29 protein-coding genes and 1 tRNA gene are annotated in these 25,316 nt (G+C 65.4%); 14 read left to right on the top strand and 16 right to left on the bottom strand.

Features of this window, described 5'->3' with window-relative positions:
- Positions 1–5 precede the first annotated feature (5 nt).
- Positions 6–1,127 (top strand): flavin-containing monooxygenase, encoded by a 1,122-nt coding sequence (locus DFQ14_RS15230; RefSeq protein WP_114453960.1) that lies wholly within the window; start codon positions 6–8, stop codon positions 1,125–1,127.
- A gap of 72 nt (positions 1,128–1,199) precedes the next feature.
- Here the strand turns inward: DFQ14_RS15230 and DFQ14_RS15235 are convergent, their stop codons facing one another.
- From DFQ14_RS15235 to DFQ14_RS15255, 5 genes are all read right to left on the bottom strand, one after another.
- Positions 1,200–1,466, bottom strand: coding sequence for a helix-turn-helix domain-containing protein (locus tag DFQ14_RS15235; protein WP_114453961.1), 267 nt, complete (start codon positions 1,464–1,466; stop codon positions 1,200–1,202).
- Positions 1,466–2,053 carry a GGDEF domain-containing protein gene (locus tag DFQ14_RS15240; RefSeq protein ID WP_114453962.1) on the bottom strand — a complete coding sequence of 196 codons (588 nt, stop codon included), beginning with the start codon at positions 2,051–2,053 and terminating at the stop codon, positions 1,466–1,468. Before DFQ14_RS15240 ends, DFQ14_RS15235 begins: the two co-directional genes overlap by 1 nt.
- 151 nt (positions 2,054–2,204) lie before the next feature.
- Positions 2,205–2,426, bottom strand: a complete 222-nt coding sequence (locus DFQ14_RS15245; RefSeq protein ID WP_114453963.1) for a helix-turn-helix domain-containing protein — start codon at positions 2,424–2,426, stop codon at positions 2,205–2,207.
- A complete protein-coding gene (locus DFQ14_RS15250; protein WP_114453964.1) occupies positions 2,426–2,941 on the bottom strand; it encodes a DUF2975 domain-containing protein in 516 nt (171 codons plus the stop codon). The genes DFQ14_RS15245 and DFQ14_RS15250 overlap by 1 nt, the downstream gene beginning before the upstream one ends.
- A 165-nt stretch (positions 2,942–3,106) precedes the next feature.
- Positions 3,107–4,030, bottom strand: a complete 924-nt coding sequence (locus DFQ14_RS15255; RefSeq protein WP_114454060.1) for an AraC family transcriptional regulator — start codon at positions 4,028–4,030, stop codon at positions 3,107–3,109.
- Positions 4,031–4,350: 320 nt separating this feature from the next.
- On the opposite strand from DFQ14_RS15255, the gene DFQ14_RS15260 reads away from it, so the two are divergent.
- From DFQ14_RS15260 to DFQ14_RS15275, 4 genes are all read left to right on the top strand, one after another.
- Positions 4,351–5,571, top strand: coding sequence for a cytochrome P450 (locus DFQ14_RS15260; RefSeq protein WP_114453965.1), 1,221 nt, complete (start codon positions 4,351–4,353; stop codon positions 5,569–5,571).
- 75 nt (positions 5,572–5,646) lie between these two features.
- Positions 5,647–6,684: an NADH:ubiquinone reductase (Na(+)-transporting) subunit F gene (locus tag DFQ14_RS15265; RefSeq protein ID WP_114453966.1), complete on the top strand. Its 1,038-nt coding sequence runs from the start codon at positions 5,647–5,649 to the stop codon at positions 6,682–6,684.
- 66 nt (positions 6,685–6,750) lie between these two features.
- Positions 6,751–7,833, top strand: coding sequence for an S-(hydroxymethyl)mycothiol dehydrogenase (locus DFQ14_RS15270; RefSeq protein WP_114453967.1), 1,083 nt, complete (start codon positions 6,751–6,753; stop codon positions 7,831–7,833).
- Positions 7,833–8,459 (top strand): MBL fold metallo-hydrolase, encoded by a 627-nt coding sequence (locus DFQ14_RS15275; protein ID WP_114454061.1) that lies wholly within the window; start codon positions 7,833–7,835, stop codon positions 8,457–8,459. Before DFQ14_RS15270 ends, DFQ14_RS15275 begins: the two co-directional genes overlap by 1 nt.
- 311 nt (positions 8,460–8,770) lie before the next feature.
- On the opposite strand, the gene DFQ14_RS15280 is transcribed toward DFQ14_RS15275, so the two are convergent.
- Both DFQ14_RS15280 and DFQ14_RS15285 read right to left on the bottom strand, forming a co-directional pair.
- A complete protein-coding gene (locus DFQ14_RS15280; protein WP_114453968.1) occupies positions 8,771–9,352 on the bottom strand; it encodes a hypothetical protein in 582 nt (193 codons plus the stop codon).
- A 353-nt stretch (positions 9,353–9,705) separates the two neighbouring features.
- Positions 9,706–11,103 carry a sodium-dependent transporter gene (locus DFQ14_RS15285; protein ID WP_114453969.1) on the bottom strand — a complete coding sequence of 466 codons (1,398 nt, stop codon included), beginning with the start codon at positions 11,101–11,103 and terminating at the stop codon, positions 9,706–9,708.
- A 631-nt stretch (positions 11,104–11,734) separates the two neighbouring features.
- On the opposite strand from DFQ14_RS15285, the gene DFQ14_RS15290 reads away from it, so the two are divergent.
- From DFQ14_RS15290 to DFQ14_RS21680, 4 genes are all read left to right on the top strand, one after another.
- On the top strand, positions 11,735–12,358 hold the full coding sequence (locus DFQ14_RS15290) for a hypothetical protein (protein WP_114453970.1): 624 nt from the start codon (positions 11,735–11,737) through the stop codon (positions 12,356–12,358).
- Positions 12,359–12,554: 196 nt separating this feature from the next.
- Complete coding sequence (locus DFQ14_RS15295; RefSeq protein WP_246195701.1) at positions 12,555–13,055, top strand: hypothetical protein; 501 nt, start codon at positions 12,555–12,557, stop codon at positions 13,053–13,055.
- A gap of 121 nt (positions 13,056–13,176) precedes the next feature.
- Positions 13,177–13,575, top strand: coding sequence for a hypothetical protein (locus DFQ14_RS15300; protein ID WP_141921367.1), 399 nt, complete (start codon positions 13,177–13,179; stop codon positions 13,573–13,575).
- 143 nt (positions 13,576–13,718) lie between these two features.
- Positions 13,719–14,120, top strand: coding sequence for a hypothetical protein (locus DFQ14_RS21680; protein WP_141921366.1), 402 nt, complete (start codon positions 13,719–13,721; stop codon positions 14,118–14,120).
- Between the two features lie 451 nt (positions 14,121–14,571).
- Here DFQ14_RS21680 and DFQ14_RS15305 read toward each other — a convergent pair.
- The 3 genes from DFQ14_RS15305 to DFQ14_RS15315 all read right to left on the bottom strand — a co-directional run bounded on the left by DFQ14_RS15305 (position 14,572) and on the right by DFQ14_RS15315 (position 15,721).
- Positions 14,572–14,643: transfer RNA gene (locus tag DFQ14_RS15305), tRNA-Val, on the bottom strand.
- Positions 14,644–14,711: 68 nt separating this feature from the next.
- Positions 14,712–15,176: a peroxiredoxin gene (locus DFQ14_RS15310; protein WP_114453972.1), complete on the bottom strand. Its 465-nt coding sequence runs from the start codon at positions 15,174–15,176 to the stop codon at positions 14,712–14,714.
- A gap of 107 nt (positions 15,177–15,283) precedes the next feature.
- Positions 15,284–15,721 carry a DUF3052 domain-containing protein gene (locus DFQ14_RS15315; protein WP_114453973.1) on the bottom strand — a complete coding sequence of 146 codons (438 nt, stop codon included), beginning with the start codon at positions 15,719–15,721 and terminating at the stop codon, positions 15,284–15,286.
- 303 nt (positions 15,722–16,024) lie between these two features.
- Between DFQ14_RS15315 and aceE the strand changes: the two genes are divergently transcribed.
- From aceE to DFQ14_RS15335, 4 genes are all read left to right on the top strand, one after another.
- Positions 16,025–18,805 (top strand): pyruvate dehydrogenase (acetyl-transferring), homodimeric type, encoded by a 2,781-nt coding sequence (gene aceE / locus DFQ14_RS15320; RefSeq protein WP_114453974.1) that lies wholly within the window; start codon positions 16,025–16,027, stop codon positions 18,803–18,805.
- Positions 18,806–18,883: 78 nt separating this feature from the next.
- Positions 18,884–19,351 (top strand): nucleoside deaminase, encoded by a 468-nt coding sequence (locus DFQ14_RS15325; RefSeq protein ID WP_114454063.1) that lies wholly within the window; start codon positions 18,884–18,886, stop codon positions 19,349–19,351.
- A 189-nt stretch (positions 19,352–19,540) separates the two neighbouring features.
- Complete coding sequence (locus DFQ14_RS15330; RefSeq protein WP_114453975.1) at positions 19,541–19,789, top strand: DUF3263 domain-containing protein; 249 nt, start codon at positions 19,541–19,543, stop codon at positions 19,787–19,789.
- 209 nt (positions 19,790–19,998) lie between these two features.
- Positions 19,999–21,213: a PucR family transcriptional regulator gene (locus tag DFQ14_RS15335; protein WP_179951590.1), complete on the top strand. Its 1,215-nt coding sequence runs from the start codon at positions 19,999–20,001 to the stop codon at positions 21,211–21,213.
- A 7-nt stretch (positions 21,214–21,220) separates the two neighbouring features.
- Here the strand turns inward: DFQ14_RS15335 and DFQ14_RS15340 are convergent, their stop codons facing one another.
- The 6 genes from DFQ14_RS15340 to DFQ14_RS15350 all read right to left on the bottom strand — a co-directional run bounded on the left by DFQ14_RS15340 (position 21,221) and on the right by DFQ14_RS15350 (position 24,090).
- Positions 21,221–21,448, bottom strand: a complete 228-nt coding sequence (locus DFQ14_RS15340; protein WP_141921365.1) for a hypothetical protein — start codon at positions 21,446–21,448, stop codon at positions 21,221–21,223.
- Between the two features lie 113 nt (positions 21,449–21,561).
- Positions 21,562–21,864 (bottom strand): hypothetical protein, encoded by a 303-nt coding sequence (locus DFQ14_RS21685; protein ID WP_141921364.1) that lies wholly within the window; start codon positions 21,862–21,864, stop codon positions 21,562–21,564.
- 35 nt (positions 21,865–21,899) lie between these two features.
- On the bottom strand, positions 21,900–22,139 hold the full coding sequence (locus tag DFQ14_RS21690; protein ID WP_141921363.1) for a hypothetical protein: 240 nt from the start codon (positions 22,137–22,139) through the stop codon (positions 21,900–21,902).
- Between the two features lie 78 nt (positions 22,140–22,217).
- Entirely contained in the window at positions 22,218–22,463 is a 246-nt protein-coding gene (locus tag DFQ14_RS21695) for a hypothetical protein (protein ID WP_158546709.1), read from the bottom strand.
- A 125-nt stretch (positions 22,464–22,588) separates the two neighbouring features.
- Positions 22,589–23,779: a hypothetical protein gene (locus tag DFQ14_RS15345; protein WP_114453977.1), complete on the bottom strand. Its 1,191-nt coding sequence runs from the start codon at positions 23,777–23,779 to the stop codon at positions 22,589–22,591.
- Positions 23,776–24,090 carry a hypothetical protein gene (locus tag DFQ14_RS15350; protein WP_114453978.1) on the bottom strand — a complete coding sequence of 105 codons (315 nt, stop codon included), beginning with the start codon at positions 24,088–24,090 and terminating at the stop codon, positions 23,776–23,778. Before DFQ14_RS15350 ends, DFQ14_RS15345 begins: the two co-directional genes overlap by 4 nt.
- Before the next feature lie 268 nt (positions 24,091–24,358).
- On the opposite strand from DFQ14_RS15350, the gene DFQ14_RS15355 reads away from it, so the two are divergent.
- A complete protein-coding gene (locus tag DFQ14_RS15355) occupies positions 24,359–25,303 on the top strand; it encodes an ACP S-malonyltransferase (protein WP_170206361.1) in 945 nt (314 codons plus the stop codon).
- Positions 25,304–25,316: the final 13 nt, after the last annotated feature.

Below are 25,316 nucleotides of genomic sequence, written 5' to 3' on the forward strand. Positions count from 1 at the left end.
CGACGATGAACGGGACAAACGGAACCGAGCAGGTTGAAACCGTTGTCGTCGGCGCGGGCCAGGCCGGCCTCGCCACCGGTTATCACCTGGCCAAGCAGAACAGATCGTTCGTGATCCTCGAATCGAACGCGAGGATCGGCGACAACTGGCGGTGCCACTGGGATTCGCTGCGTCTCTACAGTCCGGCGTTTACCTCACCACTTCCCGGATTGCGATTTCCGGCCGAGCGAATGGCCTTCCCCACCAAGGACGAGATGGCCGATTTTCTCGAGGACTACGCGACGGCCTTCGACCTACCGGTACGAACCGGGGTGCGGGTGACCAGGGTCGCCGCCGAACGTGGCGGATATGTCGTCACAACGGACAACGGCTCGCTGAGGTGCGACAACGTCGTGGTCGCTTCCGGCACTTTCGGCAGAACGCCCTGTGTTCCGGATTTCGCCGGCGACCTCGACCCGGACATCGTGCAGCTGCACTCCAGCGCCTACAAGAACCCCGGGCAACTCCGGCCGGGCCCGGTCTTGGTCGTGGGTGCAGGGCACTCCGGAGGTGATGTCGCGTTCGAGGCGGGATCGGCCGGACATCCAACGGTGCTCAGCGGTCGGATTCACGGTGAGATCCCGTTCGATATCGAAGGCCGCTCGGCACACGTTCTCTTCCCGGTGCTGTTCTTCCTGGCCACGCATGTGTTCACGATCAGAACACCGATCGGGCGCAAGATGCGCCCGCAGGTCAGGGCACACGGCGGCCCGCTGATCCGGGTGAAGCGCAGCGACCTCGAGCGCGTGGGGGTCGAGCTGGCCGGTGAACGCACGATCGGTACACGTGATGGGCGCCCCGTTCTGGCCGACGGTCGCGTACTCGACGTGACGAACATCGTGTGGTGCACCGGTTTCCGGCAGGACTTCTCCTGGATCGACCTGCCGGTGGTCGACGAGAGCGGATGGCCCCACGAACGACGAGGTGTCGCGGAGACATATCCCGGCTTGTACTTCGTCGGTCTTGCTTTCCAGTACGCGTTCGTGTCCATGCTCATCGGGGGCGTGGGACGGGATGCCGGTTATGTGGCCAAGCACATCGCCTCCCGTACGTCCAAGCGCACAACGAGAACTCCGATACCGGCATGATCCCGGCCGTTGCGAAGTGCGCACCGTTTCCGCTTTGGTGGACAGCCGAGGCCGGGGACGAGTGATCACCTGTCACGTGACGCCTTTGCGGCGCCGCCCGCGGGCGATCTGGCACACGGTGGAGGGGTGGATGCCGTACTCGCGGGCCAGGACCGCCTGGGTGGGCGCGTCCGGGCCGGCCAGGCGTTCCCGGATGTCACGGACCTGCTCGTCGCTGAGCACCCGCCAGGGTTGCCCGGCACGGTGAACGTTCTCGCCGGGGCGGCGCAGCGGCGGGTTCCGGGCCCGCTTGCGAGCGCGGTATTCGCGGGCGGACTGGGCATTGGACTTCCGTGCCATCACGCCACCTCCGGGCGTCGGCGGCTCGGTGTCTTCTGCCGATACATGGCCCGGTCGGCCGGCTCGAGGAGGTCGTCGAGCCTGCTGCTTGCGGCGATGCCGCCCCCCACGCTGGCGGTGATGCTCAGGCGCCGACCGTCGAGATACAGGGGTGCGGCGAGGCTGTCGGCGACCTGCTGGGCGGTGTGGTGAGCCTGGATCCAGCACTGCGGGGTGTTGGGCAGGCGCCCGAGGTAGAGGGCGAACTCGTCGCCGGACAGCCGCACCGCCAGCTGCCCACGCTGCTGGTGACGATCCAGCCTGCGGGCGATTTCGACGAGCGCCCGGTCGCCGGTGCGGTGGCCGCAGGTGTCGTTGACGGTCTTGAACCCGTCGAGGTCGATCATGAGTGCGGCCGCGCATTCGCCCGGGCGTGCCGGGGTGCGGGTGACGGCTCGTTGCAGGCCGCTGCGGTTGGCCAGCCCGGTCAACGCATCGGTGCGCAGCTGCCGGCGCAGCCGGCGCACGTGCAGGCCGGTAACCAGCAGGCCGGCCGAGCTGGCCAGGGTGGCGGCGGCCAGTGCCGCGGTGGGCTCGAGTGGGCTCATAGCACACCTCCGTCCGGGCCGGCGAGATCGATGTGCAGCTCGGTGCAGACCCGTCCCAACGCGGTGTTCCCACGGTTCGGCTGAAAATCACCGACCTCGTCCACTACGGAGCGGACGTCTCGGCCCTGGCCACCGTCTCCGACGGCCGGCGTCACCCGTCCGCGGCGTCCTCGGCCTCCCAGCGCAGCAGGTCTCCCGGATGGCACTCGAGCGCCTCGCAGAGCGCGGCGAGCGTCGCGAAGCGCACCGCCTTGGCACGGCCGTTCTTGAGTACTGCCAGGTTGGCGGGCGTGATCCCAACGCGGTCGGCGAGTTCGCCCACGGACATCTTCCGCTTGGCCAGCATCACGTCGATGTCGACGGCGATCGGCATCAGATCACCTCTTCCAGCTCGGCCTGCAGCTGCGCCGCCTCGACGTCGCGCGCGACGGCCTGAGCGAGCAGCATCCGCAGCACGAGCACGATGAGCGCGACCCCCAGGATTGCCACGACAGCCCCGCACATCAGCAGGACCACGCCCGGGGCGACGGCGTCACCCGGCACCACGTGGTTCGCCGAGGCCAGCAGGACCGCGAGCGCGAACACCAGGAGGGCGGCCGCCACGATCGCGCCGATCACGACGTGCACGTATCGGAAGGCGGCGTGGGAGAACACGGTTCCGCGTCGCACCATCGTCACCAGCCGCCACACGCAGACCAGGACGACCTGGACCGCCACGATGCCCAGCACCGTGATCACGAGGAGCGGGGTGCGCAGGTACGCGAGGGCCGCGCTGAGCTCGGTCATGTCGATGGCCAGCAGCGGCACCATCACTGCCTGCACGAACACCGAGCCGGCGAGCAGCACCACGAGCACGACGCGCAGCGCAAGCACTGTCAGCTTTCCCATCGTCTCTCCTTCGATCGAGTCACGATGGAAATCTATCGACATTCGATAGGCGTGGCAAGAGTCGAGGTAGCCGGTGAGGTGGGACTCCGGCACGAACTCGTGACTCGGCGCTCCGGAGTCCGTCGTCAAAGATCACCAGGTGCTCCAACGACCGGCTTCAGTGCGTCACGAGCGCAGGGATTCGGAGGGCGACATTCCGTACTTGCTTCGATACGCCGCAGCGAATCTCCCGGTGTGCGTGAACCCCCATCGTGCCGCGACCTCGGCGACGGTTGTCGAATCGTTGGCCTTCGTCAGGTCTTCGTGGGCGTGCGCGAGACGGATGTTCCTGAGGCAGACCACAGGGGTCGTGCCGACATACTGCTGGAACCCTTCCTGGAGACGCCGCACGCTCACCTCGGCGACTTCGGCCATGTCAGCGACCGTCCACGGACGAGCAGGATCGTCGTGCATCTGATCGAGCACCCGGTTGACGATGCGCGGACGAGCGGGCGGCGTGGTTTCGAGGTCCGGAGTGACCGCGAGGATGAATCCGGTCGCGATGGTGCTGGCGATCTGCTTCTTCATCAGATCGCTGCTCAGCAGGTCTCTCATGTGCGGCAGGTCGTTGGAGAGCATCCGCACGAAGTGCATCCAGCTTCTGGTTGCCGCTGTCCGGGGATCGATGTGGGAAGGCACGTCGACCTTGCGGTGCACCGGGGAGGCCAGCACTCGCTCCATCTCTCGCTCGAGGCTGAAGCGATCAAACTTCACCCCGACGACCGTGCAATCCTGCGACCAGCGGGTAATGGGGGTTGCGATGTTCGGTTGGAAGACCGTGCCTTCCCCTTCACCGGAGACGACTTTCTCTCCTTCGTGCGCTGACTCGAGGAATCCCGCCATCGGCATGTTCACCTCGTAGGCGTCCGGGTAGTCACAGTCGATGGCGACCTCGGCGCCCCAGCCGATCCGACCGATCGTCACGGAACCCAGATCGGCAGTACGCATCGAAAGATCGAGGCGGTCCGCAGGCGAAAGCAGTTTCAGCTCGTGCGGGAAGTAGGCACCCGAGACCGCCCTGGCAGCCTCGTTCCAGTCGTGCGTGTCCATCGCGCTGATGACCTCGGGGGACGTGCTCACTACGTCGCCTCCTCTCACCCCAAGCTTCCGCACTCCGTTTCCATCGCCTCAGCAGCATTCAACCGCGTGACACCCGTCACCAAAAGGTGTACTGAGAGCCGGAACATAGTTCGCCGCGCTTTTTGTACCTCCCTCGCGCTCGCCGGATCGACGGCCGATGAGGTCGCGTGGTCTTCTTCCTGCTACCGCATAGCGGCATAGCAATACGCATAGCGGTCACCGCTGCTGATCAGCTCGATGGTGCCTCTGCCAAGCACGGTCGGGCCACGCACTACCAAGGGAGCAGGTCCATGACCACGACGAGCCCGGACTGGATCGCCGACATCACGATGGAGGAGCTCGAGCAGAACCCGTATCCGTTCTACGAGCGCCTGCGCACAGAAGCGCCGCTGGCCTACGTTCCGGCACTCGGTTGTCACGTGGCCTCGACCAAGGAGATGTGCAAGCGCATCGCCGGCGCCGACGACGGGGACTTCGAAGGCGTCATCACCCCGGCGGGCAGGCGCACCTTCGGGGATCCGGCGGTGCTCGACGCCAACGGCGAGCAGCACGACGAGCTGCGCGCCATGGTCGATCCCGGCCTGCAGCCCAGCCAGGTCGACCGCTACGTCGACGGCCTGGCACGACCCATCGCGCGCCGCTACCTCGAGCAGTTCGAGAACGACGGCCACGCTGATCTGGTCGCCCAGTTCTGCGAGCCTGTCAGCGTCCGCAGCCTCGGCGATCTGATGGGACTGCAGTCGGTGAGCTCGGACAAGCTGCGGGAGTGGTTCCGCAAGCTCAACGTGTCGTTCACCAACGCGGGAGTGGACGCCGACGGCAACTTCGCCAATCCGGACGGGTTCATCCCGGGTGACGAGGCCAAGGCCGAGATTCGCGAGATCCTCGACCCGCTGCTGGACAAGTGGACGGTCGAGCCCGACGACAGCGCGCTGTCCCACTGGTTGCACGATGGTATGCCCGAAGGGCAGGTGCGCGACCGGGAGACCATCTACCCGAACGTGTTCGTGTATCTGCTCGGCGCGATGCAGGAACCGGGCCACGCGATGGCCTCCACCATCGCCGGGCTGCTCACCCGTCCGGACCAGCTGGAGCGGGTGATCGACGACCCCTCGCTGATCCGCCGGGCGATCACCGAAGCCGTGCGCTGGACCTCGCCCATCTGGTCGGCCACCGCACGGCGCAGCACCAAGGACCTGACCATCGACGGCGTCGAGCTGCCTGCCGGCTCGGTGGTGATGATGTCCTACGGCTCGGCCAATCACGACGAGAACGACTACGACGGTCCGTCCCGGTACGACCTGGACCGCACGCCGATCCCGAACCTGGCCTTCGGTGCGGGCAAGCATGCCTGCGCGGGCACCTACTTCGCCACCGAGGTCGTCCGGATCGGCCTGGAGGAACTGTTCGAGGCCATCCCCAACCTCGAGTCCAATACCGACTCCGAGACGGACTACTGGGGATGGGGCTTCCGCAGCCCGCTGGAAGTGCCCGTCACGTGGGAAGTGTGACGGTCGACGGCCGAGTCGGGGTCCGGCGCGGTGGCACACCGGACCCCGGCATCACCGGACAGAAAGGACGCACCGATGAGCGATACTCACGAGATCCGGATCAGCACGCTGGAAAAGTCCACGTCCTGCTCCGACGATCAGCCCGTTCTCGAGTCGTTCCTGCGGGAGGGCATCTGGCTGCCGCACTCGTGCACCCAGGGCACCTGCGGCACCTGCAAGATGAAAGTGCTGGAAGGCGAGATCGACCACCGCGACTCCTCGGAATACACGCTCACACCCGAGGAGCGGGACGCCGGCATCGCACTGGGCTGTCAGGCCACACCGCGCTCGAGCCTGGTACTGGAGCCGGTCGAACAGCTCGATCCCGACGACGGTGTGGTGCGCCATCCGCTCAAGGACGTCACCGGCACCGTGGTGACACTCGACGACATCGCACGCGACATCCGCCGACTGGTCGTCGAACTCGACGAGCCGATGAACTTCAACGCCGGGCAGTACGCCGAGATCAAGGTGCCGGGCACCGACGTGACAAGGCAGTACTCCATGGCCAACCCACCGTCGCAGACCGACCGGCTGGAGTTCCACATCAAGCGCACCCCGGGCGGTATCGCCACCGACGGTTGGATGTTCCGGGAAATGCAGCGAGGAGATCGTGTCGAGCTCAAGGGTCCCCTCGGAGACTTCGGCATGAACACCCCGCAGGAAGAGCCGGCCATCCTGATCGCAGGCGGAACCGGTCTGGCCCCCCTGAAGTCGATCGTGCAGCACGCGCTCGCCGACGAACTGGCGCCGCAGCTGTACCTCTATCAAGGCGGCCGCACCCGCCAGGACCTCTACGACACGGAGTTCTTCCACCGGCTGGAGCAGCAGCACGAGCAGTTCACCTACCGTCCCTGCCTCAGCGAACAGGAGTGGGACGGCGCGACAGGCATGGTCACCGATGCGGTGCTGGAAGACTTCACCTCGTGCAAGGGTCTCAGCGCCTACCTGTGCGGCCCGCCACCCATGGTGGAAGCCGGGGTCAAGGCGCTCAAGCGACGGCGCATGGCTCCCCGCAAGATCTTCCGGGAGGAGTTCCTCGACGCCTCGCACACCGCTGCCGCGGTGAGCTGACGGCATCGAGCTCCCCACTTTTCCACTCGTCACCGCGACGAATCAGCTCTTTTCGAGAGGAGAACAATGACCGAGGCACGTGCTGCCGTGGCCATGGCCAAAGGCGAGCCGGTCGAGGTGACCACGATCCATGTTCCTGACCCCGGACCGGGGGAGGCCGTGGTGCGGGTGCAGGCCTGCGGGGTCTGCCATACGGATCTGCACTACCGCGAGGGTGGGATCAACGACGAGTTTCCGTTCCTGCTCGGGCACGAGGCCGCCGGGGTTGTGGAGTCCGTCGGTGCCGGGGTCGAGGATGTGGCCGAGGGTGATTTCGTCGTGCTCAACTGGCGCGCGGTGTGCGGAGTGTGCCGGGCGTGCAAGCGCGGCGAACCCTGGTACTGCTTCGACACGCACAACGCCGCCCAGCCGATGACCCTGCAGGACGGCACGCCGCTGTCGCCGGCGTTGGGCATCGGCGCGTTCGCCGAACGCACCCTGGTGCACTCCGGGCAGTGCACCAGGGTCGATCCGACCGCGCGGCCCGCGGTGGCCGGGCTGCTCGGCTGCGGGGTCATGGCCGGGATCGGCTCGACGATCAACACCGGTCAGATCACCCGTGGTGATTCGGTGGCGGTCATCGGCTGCGGCGGCGTCGGGACCGGTGCTATAGCCGGCGCCCACCTGGCCGGCGCGGCGAAAACCATCGCAGTCGACACCGATCCAAAGAAACTTGACTGGGCCGTTGAGCTGGGTGCGACTCACACAATCAACGCCACCGAGACCGACACCGTGGAAGCCGTTCGCGAGCTCACCGGCGGCAACGGTGCCGACGTGGTCATCGAGGCCGTCGGCAGGCCCGAAACCTACAAGCAGGCCTTCTACGCCCGCGACCTGGCCGGAACGGTGGTACTGGTGGGTGTTCCCACTCCCGAGATGCAGCTGGAGCTGCCTCTGCTGGACGTATTCGCTCGGGGTGGTGCGTTGAAGTCCAGCTGGTACGGCGACTGCCTACCCAGCCGGGACTTCCCGATGCTGGTCGATCTGTACCAGCAGGGCCGGTTGCCGCTGGAGAAGTTCGTCTCCGAGGAGATCGCTCTCGACGAGGTCGAGCAGGCGTTCACCAAGATGGAGCACGGCGAGGTGCTGCGTTCGGTGGTGATGCTGTGATGTCCGCCCGCATCGACCACACCACGACATCGGGAACGTTCTCCCTGGATGGCCAAACCTTCGAGGTGGACAACAACGTGTGGGTCGTCGGCGACGACAGGGAGTGTGTCGTGATCGACGCTCCGCACGACGTCGACGCGATCCGGAAGCTGGTCGCCGGCCGCCGTGTTCGAGCCATTGTGGCGACTCACGCTCACGACGATCATGTGCGCGTCGCACCCGAACTGGCCGAGGCACTCGACGCACCCGTGCTGCTGCACCCGGACGACCTCGTGCTCTGGCGCATGACCCATCCCGGGCATAATCCACAGGGCACGCTCACCGACGGGCAGGAAGTACCGGTCGCCGGGATCGCGCTTCGCGTGCTGCACACCCCCGGCCACGCACCCGGCGCCGTGTGCCTGTACGCACCGCAACTCGGTGCGGTCTTCACCGGCGACACCCTCTTCGCCGGAGGACCAGGAGCGACCGGTCGCTCCTACTCCGACTTCACCGTGATCATCAGCTCGATCAGCGCACGCCTACTGACACTGCCCGAGGAGACCGGAGTGCATCCTGGCCACGGTGACTCGACCACCATCGGAACCGAAAAACCGCATTTGGACGAGTGGGTCAAGCCTCGGTAGCAGCTCTTGAGCTTCTCCTTACGAGGCGCCTCACCAGCACCGATACCCACCCGGCCGGCAACGGCGACCACACCCACGGCACCACTACCCCACTGCAATCACCGTGCTGACCTCATTTCATGCCCTTACCGCGGTTTTACGCACCCGCCCGTGCTCTCGCCCGCTTCGAGGCATCCCGCGTCACGAGACACTCTCCCGACCTTCCGAAGGTGGGACGGCCCCACCTTCGGAAGCCCTCAACGCGTATGCCGCCGTGCTGTTGCCGTGCCCGCATACGCGTTCTACGAGTGTCACGTGCGCTCCGCGCCCTCTCAGCGGCCGAGACCGGGCATCGCGGGCATCTCGGGCCGACCGGCGAAGAGGTCGAAGTACATACCGCCCGCAACGAGCAGACCGAGCACACCGAGCAGGACGCCGCCCAGAGCCACAGCCTTCACCCACGGCCGGATGCTGTTGTTCCGGACGGAGGCGGTCAGCAGTACACCACCACCGAGAACAACGGCGATCACGGCGAAGATGCCGTTGACGAGCGCCGCTGTGTGCCAGGGAGCGCTGTAGAAGGCCTCGACCGGGTCGCCTCCGCCGCCGGTACTGGCTTTGATTTGGCCGACGATTTCCGCGCGGGAACGCAGCATGTTCCCGAGCGGCGTGCCGGTCAGAGAGCTCAGCCCGAGACCGGCACCGACAGTGGCGACGGCACCCGCCACGAAGCCACCGGTGGCGCCGGTGGCTGTGCTTTCGCCACCGGTGTCGCCGGTGTCGGTGCTTTCGCCACCGGCTTCGGTGTTCTCCTGGGGCGTCTCCGGTAGCTGATCGTAAGACGGGGTTTCTTCCTGCGCGATCGCGGGAGCGCTGTCGCTGTTCTCCGCGTTCGCTGCGGTTCCGGATGTCATCACGGGCAGCTTAGGGACCCCGGTTGAGAGCCCGATAAGCCGCACCTGATTTGTTTCTGAGTCCTTCCCGATCGGCATCCCCGCAGCCCCAGCGGAGAGGGCAGAGGGCGCATCGTCCAGGCGACCGAGCAGGCCGCGCACCTCGTCGGGAGTCCGTTGAGCTCCCGGTCGGTCGCACGCGGAACTCGCCATCCGGCAGGACCGAGATTACGGCTGTTCGGGCCTTATGGTGCTCTGGTGCGCCAGTGGGCGCCTCGCGAGACGTGACACAGCTTCGTGTCACTGCTGTCGGACTCCGACATGGCGCTGGAGGACATCGCCCGGCTGGTCGGCCACAACCGAAAACCGAAACATCACTGCGGGAGCAGACCGGTGACCATGATGACGGCCACGGCCAGCGGGATGACCACCACGACCAGCGGCTTCCACCAACCCTGGACTCGAATGGCTCCGGCGCCGCGGTTGGCCTCCTCCCGGTACCGGTTGAAGCCGAAGAACAGGGCCACGAACACGATGATCAGCAAGGCCCCCAGCGGCATGAGGATGCTGCCGGAAATGAAGTCGGCCCATGTGAACAGGTTCTTGCCTGCGATGATCACATCGGAGAGCGGACCGTTCCCTCCGTAGGAGAGCATGCTCGGCACGGCGAGCACGAGGATGGCTCCGACCGTCGCCCAGCTGGCCCGTCGACGACTCCAACCGGTGAGTTCCCGCAACGAACCGGCGATGCCTTCGGAGTATCCGATGGCGGAGGTGAGTCCGGCGATGAGCACCAGCAGGAAGAACACCGGCCCCACGATGAACCCACCCGGGATGCGGGCGAAGACGTTGGGCATGGTTTGGAACACCAGCCCCGGCCCCTCCGCCTCGGTCAACCCGTAGGAACGTATGGCGGGGAAAATGATGAGTCCGGCGAGGATGGCGATCAGGGTGTTGACACCCACGATGCTCACCGAGTCCCCGGGGACTTGGGACTTCTCCCTGTCGAGGTAGCTGCCGAAGATGAAAGCGGTGGCCACGCCGATGCCGATCGCGAAAAACGCCTGCCCCAGAGCGGCCAGGATGACCTCGCCGGTGATGAGCGAGAAGTCCGGGGTCAAGTACCAGGCCACGCCTTTCGCGGCCCCGGGTTGCAGCAGCGAGTAAACGGTGAGCCCGATCAGGAGTATCAGCAACAGCGGCATGAGGAACTTCGTCGACCGCTCGATGCCTTCCTTGAGCCCGCGGCTGATGATCAATCCGGTCACGGCGATGATCCCCACCGTGGCCGCGACGATGGCGGGGGTGTTGGCCGTGAATGCGCTGTAGGTGGTGCTGATCTGCTCGGCGGTGGTTCCGGCGCTGAAAGTGCCGGTGAGGGACATGACGAAGTATCCCACCATGAACCCGAGAATGACCACGTAGTACGACATGATCAGCAGGGCCGACAACGTCCCGAGCCAACCGATGGCACGGAACGGGTTACCGGAGCGGGTGAGCTCCCGCATGCCCAGGATCGGACCCTTCTGCGTGCGCCGACCGAGCATGAGCTCCGCGATGAACAGGGGAATACCCACCAGCACGGAGATCACGATGTAGACGAGCACGAACGCCCCGCCGCCGTTCTCACTGACCAGGTAGGGAAAGCGCCAGATGGCGCCGAGTCCCACGGCGAACCCGGCCGTGGCCATGATGAAACCGAACCTCGAACCCCAGGATTCCCGAGGATTCGAATCGGTGGTGGCAGCAGGAGGGACGTCGGAAACGCTCATGGACGATTACTCTCGATTACCTCTGTGTTGCGTACTTTCTGAAATATCAGAAGTACCGTAGTCCCGAGCACGCGTCATCCAAAGGGAAAGCGCCGGTGACTCATCCAACACATCGACAATCGCGGTGGATCAGCGCAGCGCATCGAGCCGTTGCTGCCTGTACGCCCGATCTGCGGGCCGGGACTGAAGTCGTTGCCGGACACCAGCACCGACACCCATCACGATCAGCGACGAAGACCGCACCTGCGGCCCCCTACCCCGCTGTAGTCGCCCCTGCTGACCCCGATTCGCGCCACGAGTGATGCCACGGTTGCGCGTGCTCCGCATACAGCCCTGCTGTAGCGACCGAGTGCCCCCGAGAGCCGAGAGCTGTTCCGTCGATCCGCCGCACTGCTCCGTTCGGGTGCTGAGTAGGTCCACGCTCCCGACCTCGATCGCGGTTGGGTACGGTCTCGTCCCGGCTCGATCATGGCTGCTTGCGTGCCGCTCGCCGTGGGAGGAGGCGTGTCCGAAGTCGGGGATCGTCCACGCGTGCTGCACCCGGACGAGATGGAACACCTGCCGCGGCAGGTGTATCTGGCCTGCCGCCCGCACCAGGCAGGAGGAGGCGCATCGAGCGCTCGAGCAGGCCATGAAGGACCCGCTGGCGACGGCCAAGGCCACCAAGACCTACGCGATGTTCGTCGTCGGCCAGGGCCTCAACACCATCAAGGGCTCCACCGACGCCGCCGGGGACTTCTTTCAAAAAGCTAGCCAGTGGAACGACACGGCCTCCACCTTGCAGGCTCGCGCCGAGAAGTACTCCGGGAGCGTCCGCGACCGCTTCAACAAGGCCGCCGACAGCTACAAGAAGGTGGCCAGCACCAACGCGGCATACGCCGACGACGCCAAGAGGATGGGCGGACCGGTCGGCTCGAAGGCGCGAAGCATCGTCTCCGCAGACGCGAGCGGATTGGTAAAAGGCACGCTACGCGTTGCCAATGTCAGTAGGGGCTTGGTGCGTGGGGTTCCGGCAGTCGGTACCACGCTGACGATCGGCTCCGCGGCATGGGATGTTGCCAACGGCAAGAATGTCTGGGAGGCGACGGAGGACACCGCCGCGAATCTTGGTGGAGGCGCTGCCGGCGGTTACTTCGGCGGCATAGTTGGTACGGCCATCTGCCCCGGCGTGGGGACCGTCATCGGCGGCGTCGTCGGCGGGGCTATCGGAAGCTGGGCCGCTGGCTGGGGCGTCAACGCAGCGACAGGAGAGTAATGACCCACGTCTCCGAAACAGTGCCTGCCGGGAGGTCAGCATGAACGACGATCGTCTCTTTCTCGCCACCTCAGAGCTGCCTCCTAAGCCTGACCCGGTCAGCGGAGAACCTCGTCCACCTCGGGCACCGGGGTTCCACAAGGAGGGCAAGCCGCCGAAGGAGCAGGACCGCGACCGGGACCAGACCATTCGTCGCATGCCGACTCCACCGGAGGGTGAAGGGCGCATGCTGGAGTGGTACCGCCACAGCCAGCGTAATGCGATCACGGCCGGATTGGGCGCGTTCGTCATCATCGCCCTCGGTATCACGCTTTTGCAGGGGCTTGATCCGTCGTGGATGAGTGCCTGGTGGATGTGGCTCATCGTCGCCACGGGTTCGCTGGTCGTCTACGCCTCGTTCCGCGCGGTGGAGTGCGCCGTGGGGGCCGAGTGGCTCAAGGTCGGCAAGGCGTGGGTGCGGCTGTACGAGCTGACCGAGATCAAAGCCAAGCACCGCAGCAACGCCATCCACCTGGACTTCAAAGACAGCGCCGGACGCGTCGTCATGGTCAAATCCGACGACCTCCAAGAAGACCGCGATGTCTGGGACCTCGTCTACAACGGAATCCTGCACTCGGTCATCGCCGGAGGCGCCGAAACCAACAGCATGGTCCACAGCGCCTTCCAAGTGCCCCGTCCCGAGTCGTGGAAGGGATAATCCGCCGGTTCCTCAGCAGGTGGCCTCTGTCCTGGTGATGAAAGAGTTGGCAGGAGCGAACGCGACCACGAACCCGGCTATGAGGACGGCTACGAGTGGTACGAGGGGGAAGGAGCAGAGGTTGAGCAATCTCCGTCGTAAGGTGACGTGGAACAGACCGCTCGCCAATCGCATCCAAAGCGGGGGAGCCACACTGCTGGCGATCGGTGGAGCGGGGATGGTTTTCTTCGAACTGTGGGCGGCCTGGTCCGTCTCCGCACGTATGCAGACGATCGTCGTGCTCGCGGGCAGCCTCGCCTGCCTGATCGGCGCCGGCATGTGCCGGCTCAGCGGTGAAGCGAACAGCGCACACATCGTTGTCGGTGTACTCGGTTTGCTACTGAACGCAGGATGCGCGTACGTGTTGCTGGAGGTCACCGGCATCGAGGCAGTTATGTGTGCCGCGGGGGTTCTCATGTTCGGCCCCGGAGGAGCCTGGGTCCTCTCCGGGCAAATAGAGCCGTATCCATTTCCCGAATGACACTCACAAAGAAGTCATACATACTTGACGGGTTTGACAACGCCTCAACAGGGACCTCCTGTTAGCTTGATCACATTTATTGTCAGCATGATCAACCGTTTGGCCGTCACGGTAAATAACCAGCGTTTCGTACTGTCATTCCCATGCGGGCTGAAACCAAGAGGCGCATCGCGCGCTACTGGGGATACATCCTCCTGGTCGGACTTTACTTCGCGTGGTTCCAGTTCCACGCAGACCCGATCATCCTGATAGTGATGTCGCTGGCGATCATCGTGTACTTTCTGCTCCAAGCGCCCGCTCCATGTTGCGCCCCCAACCGAGATGGCACCTCACTTTGCAAAAACAATGCGAGAGGACTGCTTCGGGGCTGCCATCTTGAATCCCACAAATGGGAGAACGCGAAGATACTCGCAAGTCGCCAGAACTGGGCCGAGTTTGGCCGTAAAGTATTCCGGAAGTTCAGCGGAGGCGCTGCGACGATATCGGCATTCGCCGGAGTGGTATCAGCCGTTGCAGCAGTGATTTCCTTGATGATGAAACCGTAGCTGCTTCACGTCCCTGTTCACGCCGTCATTGTGACGAACGTTGTCAGAACTCGCCGTCACGTTGACGGTCCCCGTGGTTCGGCGGCCCTGCAGGACCTCGACCAGGCCCCGCTCCTTCAGCAGAGCGGTGGCTCGCTGCGCGGTACTGCTGCCACGTGCTCGTCCGCCTGGTTCAGCAAGCGCGTCAGGACCTTCTCCGCCGCACGCCGCACCTGAGCCAGCCGGAACCGTCTCGCGGAGATGGTGGCGACGTTTCGCCACGGGATCGAAGCCCGCACACACCTTCACGCGAAGGGCGCCACCGGCCGGCTTCTCGACCGTGCCGCGCGGGCGTTGACGACGTGCTTTCGACCTCGCCATGGACCAAGGACAGGCCTGTTCACACCACACTTGGGTCCACAAACTGCCCGGCAACCCCGAGCAGTCCAGTGTTTTCCCTGGTGGTAAGGGGTGGGCGCAGCTGGGTTCGAACCAGCGACCCCTTGCTTGTAAGGCAAGTGCTCTTCCGCTGAGCTATGCGCCCGAAGTGGTGGCCACCGAGAGTACCGGCCGTGGTCGCGACATACTGTACCGGTCGGCCACCACCGATTGTCACGCGGACAGGGCGAGAATCGCCTTCTTCCACGCCTCCTGGTCCCGGGGTTCGCCCGGCTGGTTGACCTCCGCGAACCGGACCGTTCCCTCCTTGTCGATCAGGAAGGTTCCCCGGTTGGCCATTCCGGCCTTCTCGTTGAACACACCGTAGGCCTGGGCGACCTCGCCGTGCGGCCAGAAGTCCGACAGCAGCGGGAACGTGTAGCCCTGCTGCTCGGCCCAGGTCTTGAGCGCGAACGTGGTGTCGACCGACACCCCGATGACCTGGACATCGTCGTTCTGGAACTCGGCCAGGTCGTCACGGACCTGGCACAGCTCGCCCTGGCAGACACCGCTGAACGCGAACGGGTAGAAGACCAGAAGCACGTTCTTGTCACCCCGGAAACCGGAAAGGGAGACCTGCTCCTTGTTGGAGTCCGGCAGCGTGAAGTCCGGAGCTTCGGCACCGACCTCGACCGTCATGGGCGTGCACCCTTCTGTTCGGCGTGATCCTGTCGCCGCCGAACCTACACGGAACACGCCTACGGTGGCATCGGCGGATCGGACGCCGATGCCACCGATGTGGCCGATCACCGCTTGGTTTTCGCTGCCTTGCGGTAGGCCAACCTGGTTCCCATCCAACCCTCACCGAGGTTGATGTTGGAGGTTTGCGCCAGGTTGGATGTCGATGCGGCCTCGTCGATGTCACTGGGCTCGACATGACCGGCACGGCCGGTCTTCGGAGTCAGCACCCAGATGACACCCTCGTCGGCGAGCGGGGTCATGACGTCGAGAAGTGTGTCCGTCAGATCGCCGTCGTCGTCGCGCCACCACAGCAGCACCACGTCGACCACTTCGTCGGCATCCTCGTCGAGCAGTTCACTCCCGCAACGCTCCTCGATCGCGGCGCGGACAGCGTCATCGACGTCCTCGTCCCACCCGATCTCCTGAACCACCATGTCCGGCTCGATGTCGAGCTTGTCGGCGACGTCGACCTCAGTCTTGCCGGCGTCTTCCGCGGCGACCACGGCTTTCTCACTCCTCCAATGGCACCGGTGTGGCGGCTGTTCGGCCCCCACACCTCGTTGGTCTGGCACGGTCCTTCCGATAGCGAACACTGCGAGCCGCCACCGGCGCAACTGCTGACGGTATGACACGCCGCTGCAATCTCAGAGACTGACTGTAGTTGTGCCCCCGGACAATCGGCCACCTGCATACCGGTCGGTAACAGTGACGGTTCGCGCGTCACTGACCAGGATGGGGGAAGATGGCGTGGTCGGCCTCACAGGCCGGCCGGTGGTAAGCGTCCACGACGTAGTCGAGGAGTTCCCTTGTCCCCGAACAACAGCGAGACCAGTGGCGCAGGCTCCCCGCAGAAGGTACGGGTTATCCGGGAGGGGCTGGCCTCGCACTTGCCGGACATCGACCAGGAGGAGACCGAGGAGTGGCTGGACTCGTTCAACTCCGTTCTCTCCAGGCACGGTCAGCAGCGTGCCCGGTACCTGATGCTGCGGCTGCTGCAGCGCTCCCGTGAAACGGGTGTCGGTGTTCCTTCGCTGGTCAGCACCGACTATGTCAACACGATCCACACCGAGCAGGAGCCGTGGTTCCCCGGTGACGAGGAGACCGAGCGGCGCTACCGCGCCTGGATGCGCTGGAACGCCGCGATCATGGTGCAGCGGGCACAGCGCCCCGGCATCGGCGTCGGCGGCCACATCTCGTCCTTCGCCTCGTCGGCGAGCCTGTACGAGGTCGGCTTCAACTGGTTCTTCCGGGGCAAGGACCATCCCGGTGGGGGCGATCACCTCTACATCCAGGGGCACGCCTCCCCCGGCATCTACGCGCGCGCGTACCTCGAGGGCAGGCTGAGCGCCGACCAGCTCGACGGTTTCCGGCAGGAGTACTCGCACGCCGGCCCCGGCGGGGGACTGCCGTCCTACCCGCATCCCCGCCTGATGCCGGACTTCTGGGAGTTCCCGACGGTGTCGATGGGCCTGGGGCCGCAGAACGCGATCTTCCAGGCCCGGTTCAACCGCTATCTTCACGACCGCGGCATCAAGGACACCAGCAGGCAGCACGTCTGGGCGTTCCTCGGCGACGGCGAGATGAACGAGCCGGAATCGCGGGGTCTGCTGCACGTGGCGGCCAACGAGGGCCTGGACAACCTGACGTTCGTGGTCAACTGCAACCTGCAGCAGCTCGATGGCCCGGTTCGGGGCAACGGCAAGATCGTCCAGGAGCTGGAGGCGTTCTTCCGCGGTGCCGGGTGGAACGTCATCAAGGTCGTGTGGGGCCGCGAGTGGGACGCTCTGCTGCACGCCGACCGCGACGGCGCGCTGGTCAACCTGATGAACACCACCCTGGACGGGGACTACCAGACCTACAAGGCCAATGACGGCGCCTTCGTCCGCGAGCACTTCTTCGGCAGGGATCCCCGCACCAAGGAGATGGTCAAGAACTACACCGACGACCAGATCTGGGGTCTGCGCCGCGGCGGCCACGACTACCGCAAGGTCTACGCGGCCTACAAGGCGGCGATGGAGCACCACGGCCAACCCACGGTGATCCTGGCCAAGACGATCAAGGGCTACGGCCTGGGTGCGCATTTCGAGGGGCGTAACGCCACGCATCAGATGAAGAAGCTGACCCTGGACGACATGAAGCTCTTCCGGGACAGCCTGCGCATCCCGATCTCGGACGAGCAGCTCGACCAGGACCCGTACCTGCCGCCGTACTACCACCCCGGCGAGGACTCGCCCGAGGTCGAGTACCTGCACGAGCGGCGTAGGCAGCTCGGCGGCTACCTGCCGGAACGACGGACCAAGTCCAAGGCCCTGGTCCTGCCGGGCGACAAGGTCTACGACGTGATCCGGCGCGGTTCCGGCAAGCAGGAAGTGGCCACCACGATGGCCTTCGTCCGGCTGCTCAAGGACCTGGCCAAGGACCCGGAGATCGGCCCTCGCCTCGTACCGATCATTCCGGACGAGGCACGCACCTTCGGGATGGATTCGATGTTTCCCTCCCAGAAGATCTACAACCCGCTGGGCCAGTCCTACACGCCGGTGGACTACCAGCTCATGCTCGCCTACCGCGAGAGCGAGCAGGGGCAGATCCTGCACGAGGGAATCAACGAGGCCGGTTCCGCCGCGTCGTTCATCGCGGCGGGCAGCAGCTATGCCACGCACGGCGAGCCGATGATCCCGGTCTACATCTTCTACTCGATGTTCGGATTCCAGCGCACCGGCGACACCTTGTGGTCCGCGGGAGACCAGATGTCCCGCGGTTTCCTGCTCGGCGCGACCGCCGGTCGCACGACGCTGGTCGGTGAGGGGCTGCAGCACGCCGACGGGCACTCGCTGCTGCTCGCGCTGACGAACCCGGCCGTGGTCTCCTACGATCCCGCGTGGGCGTTCGAAGTGGCTCACATCGTCAAAGACGGCCTGCGGCGGATGTACGGCGAGAACGCCGAGAACGTCTTCTACTACCTGACCGTCTACAACGAGCCGTACCAGCAACCGGCCGAGCCGGAGGACCTGGACGTGGACGCCCTGCTGCGCGGTCTGTACCGGTACCGGCAGGCGCCGGGCAGCTCGGGGCCGCGCGTGCAGATCCTGACATCCGGGGTGACCATGCCGGAGGCACTGCGGGCCCAGGAGATGCTCGCCGAGGAGTGGGGCGTGCAGGCCGACGTGTGGTCGGCCACCTCGTGGACGGAACTGCGGCGCGAAGCCGAGAGCGCCGAGCAGCACAATCTGACCCATCCCGAAGACGAGCCCCGGGTGCCGTACGTGACCCGGGCTCTGAGCGGCGAGGGCCGGGGGCCGGTGGTCGCGGTCAGCGACTGGATGCGGGCGGTACCGGATCTCATCCGCCCGTGGGTTCCGTCGGAGATGGTCACTCTCGGCACCGACGGCTTCGGGTTCTCCGATACGCGACCGGCTGCACGGAGGGTCTTCCTCGTCGACGCGGAATCCACCGTGGTCGCCGCGCTCGCGTCTCTCGCCCGCAGCGGCGAGATGGAGGCCGCCAGGGCCGGCGAGGCAGCCCGCAAGTACCGCATCGACGATGCGCAGGCCGCCGGTCCGCAAACCACGGATCCGGGCGTCGCGTAAGCGTGCGGGGGTGGGTGCGAGACTCGCGCCCATCCCCGCACGGCGGGCTCGACCACGAACCTCTTGGAGAACCGCACCATGGATTCGCTCACCTCGGAGGAGGCAGCACACCTGCGCCGCGCGATCTCGTTGGCCGCCGAGACCGCCCGCTTCGGGAATCGCCCGTTCGGAGCGGTGCTGGCCGGGTCGGACGGCACGGTGCTCGCCGAAGGGAGCAACACCGTCGCCGCGACCGGGGATCTCACGGCACACGCGGAGTCCGTCGCCCTGCGCCGCGCCGGGGCCGAACTCGGGTTGGACGCGCTGCGCGAGACCACGATGTTCGCCAGCGGTGAGCCCTGCCCGATGTGCACCACCGCGATGTATCAGGCCGGGGTGAGCCGGGTGGTTTTCGGGATGCCGCTGCCCCGGGCGCAGGCCGCCTTCCCGCCGGACGAGCGCGCCATGAACCTGCGCACCCGGGACGTGCTGGCGCTCCTGCCCCAGCCGGTCGAGCTCATCGGCCCCGTCCTGGAGGACGAAGCAGCCGCCGTGTTCCCCGGGTGATGCCGGTCGGGTCTGCCCGCCCCGAGCCGGCCGTTCCCGCATGAGGCGGATCACGCGGGCCGACTCGAACGATCTGTCGAACACACGTGCGCATCCGGGTAGACTGGGGTCAGTCACTGGTCGAGTGATCGACGTGGAGCTTTCGGTCAGAAGCTACCGGCCAGGGGCTGTCGGACGGGGGGCTGTCGGATGAACGAGACGGATCGCGCCATCCTCGCCTTCGAGAGCGAGTGGTGGCACCAGGCGGGCAGCAAGGAACGCAACATCCGGGAGCGTTTCGGGTTTTCCCCGACTCGCTACTATCAGCGCCTGAACCGCCTGCTCGACGATCCGGAAGCACTGGAGCAGGATCCGGCTCTGGTCAAGCGGCTGCTGCGGTTGCGTGATGCGCGTGCCGAGCACCGTGCCGACGCGTCCCGGCGGAAGCAGGAGCACTGAGAGCCACCATCACCGTGCCGTGGTCGCCCCGGTGACCGTGGACCGTGCCTTTCACGAGCACGAAGGTCGTCCGGCCGATCATGGCCGTGCTGGGCGGTTTCTCGAAATTCCGCCCGAGATGCGTCGGAAGGCACCCGAGACCGCGGTGCGACAGCACGGGAGCCCGATACCCGCCGGCGCCGACCGACCGGCATGGCAGGCTGACAGCCATGGGCAACGGCAGCGCGGACGAGCAGGGCAGCATCCCTCGCACGCAGGTGTCGCCGAAGACGCTGCGGCGGCTGGAACACGCCTCGGGCGGGCTCGCCAACTCGAGTATCGGCGCGATGGAGCAGCGACTGCCGTGGTTTCGGCGGTTGCCTGCCGACCAGCGCGCCAGTGTGCTGCTGGTGACCCAGACCGGCGTGTCCAATTTCGTGTCGTGGCTGCAGGATCCGACCGAGGCGATCCGGCTGACCGCCGAGGCGTTCCGCTCCGCGCCGAAGGACCTTTCCCAGTGGGTGAGCCTGCGCCAGACCGTCGAGATGGTGCGGGCGGCGATCGATGTCTTCGAACAGCAACTCCCCGACCTGGCCGAGGACGAGTCCGAGCGGACTCTGCTGACCGAGGCGATCCTGCGCTACACGCGGGAGATCGCCTTCGCCGCGGCCACGTCCTACGCGGCGGCGGCCGAGTCCCGCGGTGCCTGGGATGCGCGGCTGGAAGCACTGGTCGTCGACGGGATCGTGCGGGGAGACACCGAGGAATCCCTGCTCTCACGTGCGGCGGCGCTCGGCTGGGAACCTTCCTCGGAGGCCACCGTGCTCGTCGGCAACGCCCCGTCGGACGACCCGCCCAGCATCGTGTATCAGGTACGCAGCCGGGCCGCTCGGGCCGGGCGGTCGGTGCTGCTGGGAGTGCAGGGCAGCCGGCTGGTGGTCGTGTTCGGGGAGCCGTCCGACCGGCGAGCCGGACGCGAGTCCGCGACGAGCATCACCGAGGCTTTCGGAGAGGGGCCCGTGGTGGTGGGGCCGACCGTGTCGAGCCTGACCGAGGCGCACCGTTCGGCCAGCGACGCCATGTCGGCCTTGCGCGCGGTCGTGGCCTGGCCGGCGGCGCCGCGCCCGGTGCCTGCCGAGGACCTGCTGCCCGAACGGGCCCTCGCCGGGGATCCGGAAGCCGAGCGCCAGCTCATCGAGAAAATCATGCTGCCGCTGGTCGACGCGGGCAGCGCTCTGATGGAGACCGTGGACACCTACCTCGAGGTCGGCGGTGTCCTGGAAAGCTGCGCACGGCAGCTCTACGTGCATCCCAACACCGTGCGGTACCGGCTGCGCCGCGTCTCCGAGATCACCGGCCGGACACTGACCAATCCGCGTGACGCCCTCATCCTGCGCACGGCCCTGGCCGTCGGGCGCCTGGCCAAGTCGCGGGGCCTGTGGTGAGGTGCGATCAAACCACCTTCGCCGCACCGACCCGCACGAAATCCAGCGCCCAGCCCTCCGGCACGATCCGCTGCTCGCTGTAGCGCCACCCGAACTCCTCGGCCACCGCGAACAGCTCCGCCTTGCTCAAGTGCCGGTACCGGTCCCAGTACACCACCGTATTCGGTTCGGCTTCCCGCTGCCGCAACTCCTTCCGCAACCGCGACGTGGCACGCCAACGTCGCAATGCACGCACGACACGCGGAGGTTTGAACACTTCTGTGAAAGCCAGCCAAACCACAAGTACAATTGTGAACTGCACAAAACGAATCGTTGCAGTGTCGATAAATTCCACTTTGAGCCACCCTGCTAAATGCTGATCGGCGTAAAATGAAAATGATAGAAAATGCCGCCGTGAAACCCGAACCCCGATATTTCATATCCCTCTTGATTTGCTACTTCTGCAATCATTTCACGTGATAAACCTCTCAGCTTGTACCGGCGCATACACACCACACCGTCATGAGAGCCCCGCGGAGAACGAAGTTCGTTTCTAAGGGTTTCCACCAGTTGATAAGCTCCTCGCCTGCGCACAACAAATCGCTCGACCTGAAACCAGGCAATAAAGCAGAACGCCGCCACAACACCGAAGAGAAATATTAAGTCGCTCATTTTTCCTTAATCTCCAAATCGAAGCTCCTTGTTGATTACATCAAACCATCGAGCCTCGTCTCGATCGACGACCGTGTTCCCGGTTTACGAAAAGAGACCGTGCCGAGTATTCCACGCATAATAGCAAGGTAATTGTCCCAATCATCAAGCGCTTCCGTGGCAAGAGCCAGCGTTGCCATGCGACTACCGTCTGGCAACGGAATAAACGCTTGAATCTGCCTGGTTGTACGAACGCTGTCTTCCTGACTCCCCAGCAGTTCAGCGGAAAGCGTCACCTGACTCTCATCCGCCACCAGCAGCGCCGGACCGGTCGAGAGCTCGTCGACGGCAGTCTCCCGAGTTTTTCCTCGCAGTCACAAAGACTTTTCCAGCGTAGAAAGTGGATCATTACCAGGTACATCAGCAAGAATGAGGCTGGCGGTGAACTGCGCCGTGGTCAATCGAGGCACATCATCTTCGTCCGACCTCAAAAGGCAGGTAGCTCCGTAACGAACACCTTGGTCCCATATGTGTTTGAGCAAATTCTCCTGAATGAAGGCATGCCGCAAACGCTCTTCGAGCGTAGTCTGTGGATTTACCAAGCCAATATACTCCATCATCCGCGACATTCTATGCTCAGCTTCGTCTCCGAATCCCATTGGGACAAAAAATTCCGGAACATCAAACCATATGGGACTCTCTTCTTGCATGGTCGTCCTCAATTTTTGCGCATCGGACTATTTTTCTACCTGACCTGAAGAGCGTTACCGACAAGGGCGCCGAACGCGGCCCCTCTCTTTTCTTCCTTTTCCGTTTCTCCCGGAGTGACCCATTCTGTCACAGTCGGAACTTGAGTGACCGTATTTACGAATGATTGACTCACCTTGGCGCCAGTTTCCGCTACATGTGAGTAACCGAGCGACTCCATAGCCATTTTGGGCACCATGGAAGCTTCCTGCATATCATCGCCGAGCCCACGGCAAAATTGTCCTGACTTGCTCAGCAGCCCTACGGAGTCACCAGCGAAGTCAATACCTTTGGTTACAGCACCAATCCCTGGAACCAGACCCGCAACATCAGCGCCCAGTCCGGCCCATGCACCTTTGTTTTCCGACTTCTCCTCCCAGTTCAGCCCCATGTCGAGGCTGTGGCCTGCCAAGGCAACAGCACCAGCTGCAAGCGCTATGGGGCCGAATATCGGCGCAAGCACAGGAATAAACGCCAACGACCCCGCCACGGCCGACACGACGCCTGCGATGTCGCCGATAAAGCCGGCGTTCTCGGCGACCCAGTCGACGAGCTGCTCCCACCACCCGGGCTCGGGTGGGGCGAGACCGTCGTCGGCGGCCTGGATCTTGCGGGCCGTGTCGTCGGCGGTACCCTCGTGCTCGTGCTTGAGTTTCTCCGCCCGGCGAAGGATCTCCTCGAGTGAGGTCCGGGCTTGCTCGGCCCGCTTGGCGGCGGCATCGGCTTGCGCTCGCGCCTGAGCCAGCCGCTGCTCGGCATCCTGCAGCTCCGCGTCGGTGTCGAAGCGCTGTCCAGCCAGGTTGAACGCGGGATTGGCGTTGGCCTTCTCCAGCGCGGTCTCGGTTTCGGCGACCTGCCCCCGCGCGGCGCGGGCATCCTTCTCCAAGGTCTGCGCCCGGTTCTGGTACTGCGAGAGGTTCTCCTCCCAGAACCGCAGATGCCCCGAGGCTCTGTCGAGCGACTTGTGCGCGTTGTCCAGGTACGTGGGCAGGTCCTCGATCCGCTCGGCGAACGCCTTCGAGGCCTCGCCCTGCCAGACGTCGGATTGATTCTTGACGTCGTTGAGGACCTCGTAAGTCTCCCGGAGATACGTCGCGGTCCTGTTCAGCTTGCCCGCGAGCTCACCCGTGGCGGCCACGCTGCCCGGCGCCGGGTTGTAACCGATCCCGGACCAGCCTTCCTGGCTCACTTCCCGGCACCCCCGCCCAGCTCGACCTCCATCCCGGCGAAGCCCTCTTCGATCTGCTTTTCCAGCTCGACGTAGTCCTTCCTGGCCGAGTCCAGCCCCTCGGTGAGCTTGCCGGTGCATTCCTCGACCTTCTTCAGCCCGGTCCGCCAGGTCTCGCGGAAGTCGGCGCACGCCTGATCCAGCGTCCTGTACCCCAGTGACTCCGAGCTGATGTCGCGCATCGCGTTCAGCGCCTGCTCGAGGTTCTCCGAGCTCCGGGTGAGGTTGTTCTTCAGGGAATCCAGGCCCTCGATATCGACGCGGAAATCCACTGCCGTCCCCTCAAGTCGTGATCATGGCCGCAGCAGGATAGCGACACGATCACCGGGACGGGTGAGGATTCACCGCATCACCGTTGAGGCGTGCCTCACACCGGCACGCGCTCACGCCGGCGTCACATATGGGTGACAAGTGACAAAGACTCACGTCATTACAGGCACTGTGTCCCGCAGTCGTTGTAGACACTCCACAACGTTCCGGCGCTGACTTCGTCCGTGTCAGCATCAGCGCGATCGCCGGATAACGTGTTCAGTGGCAGGCGTGATCGCGCTTCTTGCACCCGGACAGGGGGCTCAGGCCCCCGGCATGTTCGCCCCGTGGCTCGAGCTCGACGGAGTCGAGTCGCGCCTGACCGCATGGTCGGAACTCACCGGCCTGGACCTGGTTCGCCTCGGCACCACCGCCGATGCCGACGAGATCAAGGACACCGCAGTCACCCAGCCGCTGATCGTGGCGCTGTCCCTGATCGCGGCCGAGCAGCTGCGCAGCCGGGTCGAGATCCCGCAGGACGCGCCCGTGGCAGGCCACTCGGTCGGCGAGCTCGCGGCCGCCGCACTGGCCGGAGCACTGACCTTCGACGACGCCGTCACCCTCGCCGCGGTGCGCGGACGCGAGATGGCCGCGGCGTGCTCGCTCGAACCGACCGGCATGTCGGCCGTCATGGGTGGCGACCCGGACGAGATCGTGACCCACCTGGACAAGCTCGGCCTCGACCCGGCGAACCGCAACGGTGCCGGACAGATCGTCGCCGCGGGCCGTCGCTCCGCGCTGGAGGAGCTCGCCGAAGAGCCCCCCGCCGGTGCCCGGGTGCGGCCGCTACCCGTCGCCGGAGCCTTCCACACCCGCTTCATGACCCCCGCGCGGGAAACCATGAGCAACCACGCGGCCGAGGTCACCGTCTCCGATGCCCGACGGCCGTTGCTGTCGAACGCCGACGGCGCCGTGGTCTCCGACTCGCAGACCGTGCTGCACCGGCTGGTCGACCAGGTCACACGTCCTGTGCGCTGGGATTCGTGCATGGTGACGCTGGCCGAGCGCGGAGTCACGGCGGTCGTGGAACTCCCGCCCGCGGGCACCCTGTCCGGCTTGATACGCCGAGAAATCAAAGGCACCCAGGCCGTGAACCTCAAAACCCCTGACGACCTGGACAAGGTCGCCGAACTGCTGGCCGAGCACAGCCCGAACCACTCCAGGAGCCAGGTGTGACAACCCCGCCCAC

The organism is Halopolyspora algeriensis (assembly GCF_003337235.1).
In the GTDB taxonomy this organism is placed as follows: domain Bacteria; phylum Actinomycetota; class Actinomycetes; order Mycobacteriales; family Pseudonocardiaceae; genus Haloactinomyces; species Haloactinomyces algeriensis.

What these genes read in the sequence shown, in the direction of transcription:
- DFQ14_RS15230 (WP_114453960.1), top strand. Translation starts at nt 6, where the DNA reads ATGAACGGGACAAACGGAACCGAGCAGGTTGAAACCGTTGTCGTCGGC.
- DFQ14_RS15235 (WP_114453961.1), bottom strand. Translation starts at nt 1,466, where the DNA reads ATGGCACGGAAGTCCAATGCCCAGTCCGCCCGCGAATACCGCGCTCGC.
- DFQ14_RS15240 (WP_114453962.1), bottom strand. Translation starts at nt 2,053, where the DNA reads ATGAGCCCACTCGAGCCCACCGCGGCACTGGCCGCCGCCACCCTGGCC.
- DFQ14_RS15245 (WP_114453963.1), bottom strand. Translation starts at nt 2,426, where the DNA reads ATGCCGATCGCCGTCGACATCGACGTGATGCTGGCCAAGCGGAAGATG.
- DFQ14_RS15250 (WP_114453964.1), bottom strand. Translation starts at nt 2,941, where the DNA reads ATGGGAAAGCTGACAGTGCTTGCGCTGCGCGTCGTGCTCGTGGTGCTG.
- DFQ14_RS15255 (WP_114454060.1), bottom strand. Translation starts at nt 4,030, where the DNA reads ATGGACACGCACGACTGGAACGAGGCTGCCAGGGCGGTCTCGGGTGCC.
- DFQ14_RS15260 (WP_114453965.1), top strand. Translation starts at nt 4,351, where the DNA reads ATGACCACGACGAGCCCGGACTGGATCGCCGACATCACGATGGAGGAG.
- DFQ14_RS15265 (WP_114453966.1), top strand. Translation starts at nt 5,647, where the DNA reads ATGAGCGATACTCACGAGATCCGGATCAGCACGCTGGAAAAGTCCACG.
- DFQ14_RS15270 (WP_114453967.1), top strand. Translation starts at nt 6,751, where the DNA reads ATGACCGAGGCACGTGCTGCCGTGGCCATGGCCAAAGGCGAGCCGGTC.
- DFQ14_RS15275 (WP_114454061.1), top strand. Translation starts at nt 7,833, where the DNA reads ATGTCCGCCCGCATCGACCACACCACGACATCGGGAACGTTCTCCCTG.
- DFQ14_RS15280 (WP_114453968.1), bottom strand. Translation starts at nt 9,352, where the DNA reads ATGACATCCGGAACCGCAGCGAACGCGGAGAACAGCGACAGCGCTCCC.
- DFQ14_RS15285 (WP_114453969.1), bottom strand. Translation starts at nt 11,103, where the DNA reads ATGAGCGTTTCCGACGTCCCTCCTGCTGCCACCACCGATTCGAATCCT.
- DFQ14_RS15290 (WP_114453970.1), top strand. Translation starts at nt 11,735, where the DNA reads ATGAAGGACCCGCTGGCGACGGCCAAGGCCACCAAGACCTACGCGATG.
- DFQ14_RS15295 (WP_246195701.1), top strand. Translation starts at nt 12,555, where the DNA reads ATGCCGACTCCACCGGAGGGTGAAGGGCGCATGCTGGAGTGGTACCGC.
- DFQ14_RS21680 (WP_141921366.1), top strand. Translation starts at nt 13,719, where the DNA reads ATGCGGGCTGAAACCAAGAGGCGCATCGCGCGCTACTGGGGATACATC.
- DFQ14_RS15310 (WP_114453972.1), bottom strand. Translation starts at nt 15,176, where the DNA reads ATGACGGTCGAGGTCGGTGCCGAAGCTCCGGACTTCACGCTGCCGGAC.
- DFQ14_RS15325 (WP_114454063.1), top strand. Translation starts at nt 18,884, where the DNA reads ATGGATTCGCTCACCTCGGAGGAGGCAGCACACCTGCGCCGCGCGATC.
- DFQ14_RS15330 (WP_114453975.1), top strand. Translation starts at nt 19,541, where the DNA reads ATGAACGAGACGGATCGCGCCATCCTCGCCTTCGAGAGCGAGTGGTGG.
- DFQ14_RS15335 (WP_179951590.1), top strand. Translation starts at nt 19,999, where the DNA reads ATGGGCAACGGCAGCGCGGACGAGCAGGGCAGCATCCCTCGCACGCAG.
- DFQ14_RS21685 (WP_141921364.1), bottom strand. Translation starts at nt 21,864, where the DNA reads ATGAGCGACTTAATATTTCTCTTCGGTGTTGTGGCGGCGTTCTGCTTT.
- DFQ14_RS21695 (WP_158546709.1), bottom strand. Translation starts at nt 22,463, where the DNA reads ATGATGGAGTATATTGGCTTGGTAAATCCACAGACTACGCTCGAAGAG.